The sequence below is a fragment of the uncultured Wocania sp. genome (genome assembly GCF_964021735.1).
In the GTDB taxonomy this organism is placed as follows: domain Bacteria; phylum Bacteroidota; class Bacteroidia; order Flavobacteriales; family Flavobacteriaceae; genus Wocania_A.
The window spans coordinates 1-8043 of the sequence record NZ_CAXIBN010000140.1; the positions used below are offsets into that span (position 1 = coordinate 1).

The 8043-nt window shown below is 33.3% G+C and carries 9 protein-coding genes; 1 reads left to right on the forward strand and 8 read right to left on the reverse strand.

From position 1 onward, the window contains the following. Nucleotides 1–10: 10 nt before the first annotated feature. Genes AADI82_RS11650 through AADI82_RS11685 form a run of 8 tightly spaced genes read right to left on the reverse strand, consistent with a single transcriptional unit; the run spans nucleotide 11 to nucleotide 6245 of the window. On the reverse strand, nucleotides 11–370 hold the full coding sequence (locus AADI82_RS11650; RefSeq protein ID WP_341216603.1) for a YraN family protein: 360 nt from the start codon (nucleotides 368–370) through the stop codon (nucleotides 11–13). Between the two features lie 10 nt (nucleotides 371–380). Continuing rightward, nucleotides 381–1541, reverse strand: coding sequence for a metal ABC transporter permease (locus AADI82_RS11655; protein WP_341216604.1), 1161 nt, complete (start codon nucleotides 1539–1541; stop codon nucleotides 381–383). Continuing rightward, complete coding sequence (locus tag AADI82_RS11660; RefSeq protein WP_341216611.1) at nucleotides 1534–2655, reverse strand: metal ABC transporter permease; 1122 nt, start codon at nucleotides 2653–2655, stop codon at nucleotides 1534–1536. Before AADI82_RS11660 ends, AADI82_RS11655 begins: the two co-directional genes overlap by 8 nt. Nucleotides 2656–2660: 5 nt before the next feature. Then, complete coding sequence (locus AADI82_RS11665; RefSeq protein WP_341216605.1) at nucleotides 2661–3044, reverse strand: hypothetical protein; 384 nt, start codon at nucleotides 3042–3044, stop codon at nucleotides 2661–2663. Continuing rightward, complete coding sequence (locus AADI82_RS11670) at nucleotides 3044–3841, reverse strand: metal ABC transporter ATP-binding protein (RefSeq protein WP_341216606.1); 798 nt, start codon at nucleotides 3839–3841, stop codon at nucleotides 3044–3046. Before AADI82_RS11670 ends, AADI82_RS11665 begins: the two co-directional genes overlap by 1 nt. A 45-nt stretch (nucleotides 3842–3886) precedes the next feature. Continuing rightward, the gene (locus AADI82_RS11675; protein ID WP_341216607.1) at nucleotides 3887–4798 is read right to left on the reverse strand and encodes a zinc ABC transporter substrate-binding protein; all 912 of its coding nucleotides are present in this window, start codon (nucleotides 4796–4798) and stop codon (nucleotides 3887–3889) included. 3 nt (nucleotides 4799–4801) lie between these two features. Further along, nucleotides 4802–5599, reverse strand: coding sequence for a transporter (locus AADI82_RS11680; protein WP_341216608.1), 798 nt, complete (start codon nucleotides 5597–5599; stop codon nucleotides 4802–4804). Next, the gene (locus AADI82_RS11685) at nucleotides 5586–6245 is read right to left on the reverse strand and encodes a metal-dependent transcriptional regulator (protein WP_341216609.1); all 660 of its coding nucleotides are present in this window, start codon (nucleotides 6243–6245) and stop codon (nucleotides 5586–5588) included. The genes AADI82_RS11680 and AADI82_RS11685 overlap by 14 nt, the downstream gene beginning before the upstream one ends. A 122-nt stretch (nucleotides 6246–6367) precedes the next feature. Between AADI82_RS11685 and AADI82_RS11690 the strand changes: the two genes are divergently transcribed. Then, nucleotides 6368–8043, forward strand: a 1676-nt coding sequence (locus tag AADI82_RS11690) for a S9 family peptidase (RefSeq protein WP_341216610.1), incomplete at its 3' end; no start/stop codon positions are given.

The window sequence follows — 8043 nt, forward strand, 5'->3', positions numbered from 1 at the left end:
AGCGAGGCAATTAAAAATGATAAAAAGCATTTTCTAAATGCTCAATACTAAAAGATTTACCTTCTTTAACAATAGCGACAATATCAAAACGCACTTCCACATCTAAATCATTTGCAGTAATATATTCATCAACCGCTTTTACGAGTCGTTGAATTTGTTTTGGTTTTACAAAATCTTGCGGATTTCCAAAATCTACTGACGATCGTGTTTTTACTTCAATAATAGCAAGAATATCATCCTTTTTCGCAATAATATCAACTTCGGCTTTATCAAAACGGTAATTACGTTCAATAATCTCATATCCATTTTTCAATAAAAAATCGACTGCAAGTTGTTCTCCTTTTTTACCAAGTTCGTTGTGTTGTGCCATAATATTTAATTTACCCTCTAAACAAAAAGAAATCGTCTTTCATATGTTCAATTTCTGCATCTTCGTTGGTAATAATATAATCAATAGCTTGAGAGGTAAAATCGTCTCCTTTTTCAGTTAAAGACACAATGCTATTTTCAATTGAAATCATATTATTTTTTAAAGCCAAATCTAAAACAGTTTTAGAGCGTACTTTTTGCCAATTAATATGTTCGTTTAAATGATTTACATGTCGTTCTTCTTCTTCGTTATGATTTTTTAAATGGAGTAAAAAAGTAAGTAATGATACTTCGGTACGTTGTTGTTTTTCTCTGTATAACACAGCAATTATACCTTTACTAGGAGCAAATAAATACACAACTAAAAAGAGTAATCCTAACATCGTTGTTATGGAGCCAGCAATTGAGGCATCGAGCCAATGCGCAAACCAATAGCCAGAAATGGCGCTAAAGACTCCAAATGTTATGGCAAGAACAAGCATTTTCTTTAAATTAGTTGTTAAAAGATATGCGGTTGCCGCAGGCGCAATCATTAGCGCAACAACCAAAATAGCACCAACAGCATCAAAAGCACCAACGGTTGTTACTGAGGATACCGACATCAACCCGTAATGCATAATAGCTGGTGAAAATCCAAGTGAAGCTGCTAAACCAGCATCAAAAGTGCTTACCTTTAATTCTTTAAAAAAAGCAATTAATAGTGCAATTGTAATGATTAAAATAATTCCAATAATCCATAATGATTTTGGGCCAACATCAACTCCAGAAATTAGTAATCTATCAAAAGGAGCAAAAGCCAATTCACCTAATAAAACGGCATCAACATCTAAGTGCACATCATTGGCGTTTTTGGCAATCATAATAACGCCAATACTAAACAATGCGGGAAATACCAATCCAATGGCGGTATCTTCTTTTACTAATCCTGTTTTTTGAATATATTCTACTAAAACTACCGTAATAATTCCTGTTAATGCAGCTAATAAAATAAGTAGAGGAGAATTTAGGTCGTGTGTAATAAAGAACCCAATTACGATTCCTGGTAAAATAGAATGGCTAATAGCGTCACTTATCATGGCCATTTTACGAAGCACTAAAAATGTGCCTGGAATAGCACAAGCCACAGCCACTAAACTTGCAATTAGTTGTATTTCTATTTGTGCACTATTCATTAGATTGTTGATTGTATAAATTAGCAGCAGTTTTAAAACCATCTTCAGTTAAACTCCACATATTTCCATCTAGTTTTACGTAGCTTTTCTTTACTAACTTTTGAAGTGTTCCTCTGGTGTAACCTTGAAAATTATTCAATATTTTAATAGCATGCGGATGTGAAATATTTTCGTGAGTTTCAGCAATATGATACATAAAAGCCAAGGTTTTATGAAGTTCTAAATCGCGTCTGTTTTTTATAAAACGGATTTGTTTAAATAGTAATCCACGGTTAGGAGAAAATATAAATGAAAACACCACAAAAACAGCAGCAACGAGAACAATTACGGGTCCTGTTGATAAGTTGTTTTGACTTGCACTAATTGCGGTTCCGAAAACCCCTGAAAAAGCACCAAAAATAGCAGCTAGAAAAACCATGGTGCTCAAACTATTTGTCCATTGGCGAGCTGCAGCAGCAGGTGCCAATAACATAGCACTCATTAAAACGACACCAACAGTTTGTAAGCCTAAAACAATAGCTAAAACAATAAATGAGGTAATCAAGATATCGATAAACTTAGTGTTGAACCCTAAGGTTTTTGTGTAATCTGCATCAAACAAAAGGATTTTAAATTCTTTCCAAAAAAGGAGTAATACGAACAAGCAAATTCCTGTAACAATTGCCATCATCCAAACATCACTTTCTACTAATGTTGCAGCTTGACCAAACAAGTACTTATCTAATCCTGCTTGATTCGCATTAGGTTGTTTTTGAATGAAAGTGAGCAATAGCATCCCAAACCCGAAAAATAAAGATAGAATTAAACCTAATGCTGTATCAGATTTTAAGTGTGTTTTTGTTATGATACCACGAATCCAAAAAGTTCCAATTAAACCACTTACCAAAGCTCCTAAAAGAAGTGTATTACTATCTTTTGCTCCGGTAATTAAAAAAGCAATGGCAATTCCTGGTAAAGATGCATGCGAAATAGCATCACCCAAAAGACTTTGTTTTCTAAGTACCGCAAAACTACCAAGCATACCAGTTACAGCTCCAAGAATTGCTGTTCCTAGCGTGATTGTTCTTAACGTGTAATCTGTAAAAACAAGCTGTATGTATTCTGTTAAGTCTATAATAGTTAGATTAAATTAATAAAAATAGTTGTTGAAATTAAAGCCATAATAAGTCCAGACCATTTAAATGTACTAGCCTTTTCTGGTGTAACTTTTCCAATGTTTTTTATGCCAATTGATGGAAAAATTAAATAAACTAGCCCCTTTATTACTTGTGATAAACCATATAATGTAATTAAAACTTCAAAGCCTTTCCAAATAAAATGAAATGCTAAAATAATAGAACCCATTCCTAAAGCAATTAAAGCATTGATAATATTTCCAACATTGTTTTTAGAATGTAAAAATTCAAAAAAATCAACCCAGATTTTTGGACGAATAAAATGAGACAAACCCACAATAAATAAATTTATTGCTACGAATATCTGTATAGATTGAATGCTATCCATTACTCTTGAATACTCACTTTATAATTTATGCCATAGGTTTTGGTTAAATTATCATCGTTGAAAATATCTTTAACTGGTCCTGTTGCAATTTTCTTTACATTTAAAAAAGTAACCCAATCAAAATATTCGGGTACAGTTTGTAAATCGTGATGAACAACGATGACTGTTTTGCCTGCTTTTCGTAATTCTTTTAAAATATTAATAATGGCGATTTCGGTTGTGGCATCAACGCCTTGAAATGGCTCATCCATAAAATAAATAGAAGCATTTTGTACCAAAGCACGCGCTAGAAAGATACGTTGCTGTTGCCCACCAGAAAGCTGACTTATTTGTCGATTTTTAAAAGCTAACATGCCCACTTTCTCTAAAGCTTCAAGTGCCGCTTTTTTTTCTTTTTGTTTTGGGCGTTTAATCCAGCCTAAACCGCCATAAGTTCCCATCATTACAACATCTAAAGCGGTGGTTGGAAAATCCCAATCTACACTTCCTTTTTGAGGCACGTAGGCTACTAATTTACGTTGTTCTTCATAAGGTTTTTTGTAAATACTAACACTACCTGCAATGGGTTTTAAAATGCCTAAAATAGCTTTTATTAATGTTGATTTTCCTGCACCATTTGGTCCAACAATGGCCATAAGTACACCTTCGGGAATTTCTAAATCAATATCCCAAAGCACGGGTTTGTAGTTGTAGGCTACAGTTAAATCGTCTACTTGTACTGCTATTACTCCTGCGGAGGCAGAAGTCTTATAAATAGAATTACTATCTCTTATATTTTTATTTAGTTCTTTTTCCATTTTAAAATTCAACTATCTTTGATGAGATTCCTGCTTTCGCAGGAATTATTTTAATGCATTAACAATAGTATTTACATTATACTCAAACATACCAATATAGGTACCTTCAACAGTGTCAGCGTTTCCTAAAGCATCAGAATATAGTGTGCCACCAATTTTTACGTTATGCCCTTTTGAGTTTACTGCAGCTTGTAGCGCTTCAATAGTGCGCTTTGGTACAGAGCTTTCTACAAAAATAGCTTTTACATTTTTTTCAATAATAAATTTCGCTAATTTCTGAACATCTTTAACACCAGCTTCGGTTGCTGTTGATAAACCTTGCAACCCTACAACTTCGAAACCATAATTTTTTCCAAAATAATTAAAGGCATCATGTGCTGTTACTAATATTCTTTTTTCTTTCGGAAGTGTTTCAATAATGTTTTTTATTTTATTTTGAAGCGCATCTAATTTTTTTAAATATTGCTTTTCATTTTCTTTATAATTTATGGCATTTTCAGGATCTTTTTCAGATAGTACCAAAGTTACTTTTTTAGTAAATTGCTTGAAGTAGGCAATATTAAACCAAACATGCGGGTCGTAATTTGAAGCAAAATAGTCAGATCCAATTAAGGTGGTTTTATCAATTTCTTCAGCTAACGCAATAGGCGTTTTTGTTTTGTTTCCCATTTTCTCAAACACTTCAACTAACTTTCCTTCAAGATGTAATCCGTTATAAAAAATAATGTCGGCATTTACTAATTTTGACACATCGCCTTCGCTTGCTTTATATAAATGCGGATCTACACCGCTTCCCATTAAACCTTGTAAATTAACAAAGTCGCCACCAATGTTTTTTACCAAATCTGTTATCATTGTGGTTGTGGTTACAATGTTGAGTTTTCCGTTTTCTTGTTTGTTGTTTTTACAGCTAAAAATAATTGCTACTATAAGAATTAAAAGTATATTTTTTTTCATGTTTTAATTTTGATTTGAAGGTATTCTGAAACTTACTCCAGCACTTAATAATATGTCTTGCCCTTTTGTGATGCTTGACCCAACTGTGGCGTCTAATTGCACATTGTTGTTTATCAAATAGGTTAAACCAGCATCCCAAAGGTGGTTGGCTTTATTGTTTTCTGGCAAGTCTCCGTACAATTCCGCATAAGCACCTAACTTATCAGTAATACTGTGTCCGTAAGCAATGGTGTAAACGTAAGAGGCTTCGGGAGAATCATTTCCCCAAGCCGCACCAAGATTGTATGATAAACTAGCGTTTTCACTTAATGTATGTGCAAATGCGAATCTAAAATCTACGCCTGTAGTTTCTGGCTTATAATCTGTACCCGCTGTAAAAGGCATATATAAATGACCTAAAAAACCTATTTCGGGAAAACAACCATTTTCTTTTACTATGCCTGTTTTGAAACCTAGTAATAACGGATTGAATCCACTTGAAACATTGTTTAAAGTATTTCCGTTAAATTTAGTTTTCCCCTCTACAAAATCCCAACCTAAACGTAATTCTAGATTGTCTAATAAACCGTATCTAATTAAGGTTGTATTAAAAGTGAAATCTTCTGTTTTAACATTGTTTTCTTCAAAAGATTCATAAAAAGCACCTGTTTCTACTTGCAAAAATCCTTTAGGCATAGCCGTAGGTGATTCGGTAGCATCTGGTCTATCTGTAATAAGCGCACCAAGAGTGGTTTCTTCTTGTGCAAGAGTTGATAGTGAACTTACTAATAAAGTAAGAAATAAAAATTTAGTTAGTCTCATTGACGTAAATAATGTTTGTAAAATCTTGATTTAAAAGAATAGTGTTATTGTTTATTAAAATTTGAGTCATTTTATTTTTGCTGAATTGTTTGGTTACCACAACAGTGTTACCATATTTCAATCCATTTAAAGCACAAAAATCAAAAAACTCTTTGTCATCACTCATTAATCGTGATATGGTATAAGTTTTTCCTTCTTTTGAATTAGACAATGCAATTGATGTGTCTTTCGTGGTAATTTCTCCTTGTGCGTTTGGGATTGGATCTCCATGCGGATCGAACTTAGGATTGCCTAAGTAGGCACTAATTTTATTTGCTAAAAAATCTGATGTTTGGTGTTCTAGTAATTCAGATTCTCTGTGAATTTCGTGCAACGACATATCAAACATTCTAAATAATAAAGATTCCCACAGCCTATGTTTTCGCACTACATTAAGTGCCATTTTTGTGCCTTTTTCTGTAAGTTTTAATTCTTGATACTTTTCGTAATGGAGTAAGTTTTTAGTCGCTAATTTCTTAGCCATATCTGTGGCAGCTGCGTTAGATATACCAAGTTTCTTAGCGATATTACCAGGTTTGGTATCATTACTGTCATTCTTATCGTTTTTGTAAATGGCTTTTACAAAATTTTCTACTGCTATCGACATTGTTGCTTGTTTAATTAAATATTTAAGCAAGCTTAAATATTTTTCAAATATAACTAAAAAAATTAATTATCAAACCAAACACTATAATTATTAACTTTAAACTTTTTAATAAGAATTTGTATATGAATCGTTTCGTTGTTTTTCTAGCTTCAGTAGTATTTGTCAATACCGTTTGTAGTCAAATAAAAAAAGAACCTTTTAAACCGTTGGATGTTTTTGAGTTAGAATGGGTTTCAGATCCACAAATTTCTCCTAACGGAAAACAAATTGTTTATAAGAGAAACGGTTTTGATATTATGAAAGATAACTCAAAAGGCAACCTTTGGATTATTAATACTGATGGATCTTCTCATAGAAAATTAACATCAAGAGAAGTTAGTGAGTCGCAAGCATGTTGGTCGCCAAATGGAGATAGAATTGCCTTTACAAGTTCAACCGAAGAAGGCTCAGAATTATATATGTTTTGGGTTAATTCTGGACAAATCGCCAAACTATCTCAGTTAGAAAAATCTCCAGCATCATTAACTTGGTCGCCTGATGGAAAACAGCTCGCATTTACTATGTTTGTTTCGGAAAAAGCACCAGTAGTTATAAAAATGCCTGCCAAACCAAAAGGTGCAATATGGGCAAAACCTGCTAGAATAACTGACCGATTGAAGCACGAAGCAGACGGAAAAGGCTATATGGAACCTGGATTCACTCATATTTTTACAATTCCAGCTGATGGTGGAACGCCAAGACAAATTACTTCGGGTAATTATAATCATAGCGGAAACTTTTCTTTTTCTCCTAATGGGCAAACTATTTATTTTTCAGCTAATAGAAGCGATAATTGGGAATATGAATTTAGAAATAGCGAAGTATATAAAGTTGATACAAACACAAAACAAATTACTACGCTTACTAGTCAAAATGGACCAGATTACTCGCCAAAAGTATCACCAGATGGAAAAACAGTTGCTTTTTTATCGTATAAAGATAAAGTACAAACGTTTCAAACCACGCAATTAAACATAATGAATTCTGATGGAAATAAACGGCAAATTATTTCTTCAAATTTAGATAGAAGTGTGTCTAATATTTCTTGGGATAACTCAGGAAAAGGATTGTATTTTACTTATGATGATAAAGGGAATTCTAAAATTGCTCATATAACTATCTCAGGGCAAATAACAAAACTTGCAGACAATTTAGGCGGAACGACCATTGGTCGCCCTTATGCTTCTGGCTCGTATTCGGTTTCAAAAGATGGCGTTGTTGCTTTCACACAATCAACACCAGATTATCCTGCAGATTTAGCAGTTATACAAAACAAAAAATCAGTTAATCGTATTACCAATTTGAATGCCGATGTTTTAGATTATAGAGAATTAGGTCAAACCGAAGAAATTTGGTATAAATCATCTTTTGATGGTAGAGAAGTTCAAGGATGGATTGTAAAACCACCTTTTTATGATGCTTCAAAAAAATACCCTTTATTAGTTGAAAATCATGGTGGGCCAATTTTAAATTATGGCGATCGTTTTACTGCAGAAATTCAATTGTATGCTGCTGAAGGGTATGTGGTTTTTTATCCAAATCCGCGTGGAAGCACAAGTTATGGTGAGGAATTCGCAAATTTATTATACAATAATTACCCTGGAGAAGATTATAACGATGTTATGGATGGTGTTGATTATTTGGTTGAAAATGGCATCGTAGATAACAATAAACTTTTTGTTACCGGCGGAAGCGCAGGCGGTATTATGACGGCGTGGATTATTGGAAAAAACAACCGATTTAAAGCTGCTGTAGTTGC

Coding starts and splice junctions, on each gene's coding strand:
- AADI82_RS11650 (WP_341216603.1), bottom strand. CDS start 370: ATGGCACAACACAACGAACTTGGTAAAAAAGGAGAACAACTTGCAGTC.
- AADI82_RS11655 (WP_341216604.1), bottom strand. CDS start 1,541: ATGAATAGTGCACAAATAGAAATACAACTAATTGCAAGTTTAGTGGCT.
- AADI82_RS11665 (WP_341216605.1), bottom strand. CDS start 3,044: ATGGATAGCATTCAATCTATACAGATATTCGTAGCAATAAATTTATTT.
- AADI82_RS11670 (WP_341216606.1), bottom strand. CDS start 3,841: ATGGAAAAAGAACTAAATAAAAATATAAGAGATAGTAATTCTATTTAT.
- AADI82_RS11675 (WP_341216607.1), bottom strand. CDS start 4,798: ATGAAAAAAAATATACTTTTAATTCTTATAGTAGCAATTATTTTTAGC.
- AADI82_RS11680 (WP_341216608.1), bottom strand. CDS start 5,599: ATGAGACTAACTAAATTTTTATTTCTTACTTTATTAGTAAGTTCACTA.
- AADI82_RS11685 (WP_341216609.1), bottom strand. CDS start 6,245: ATGTCGATAGCAGTAGAAAATTTTGTAAAAGCCATTTACAAAAACGAT.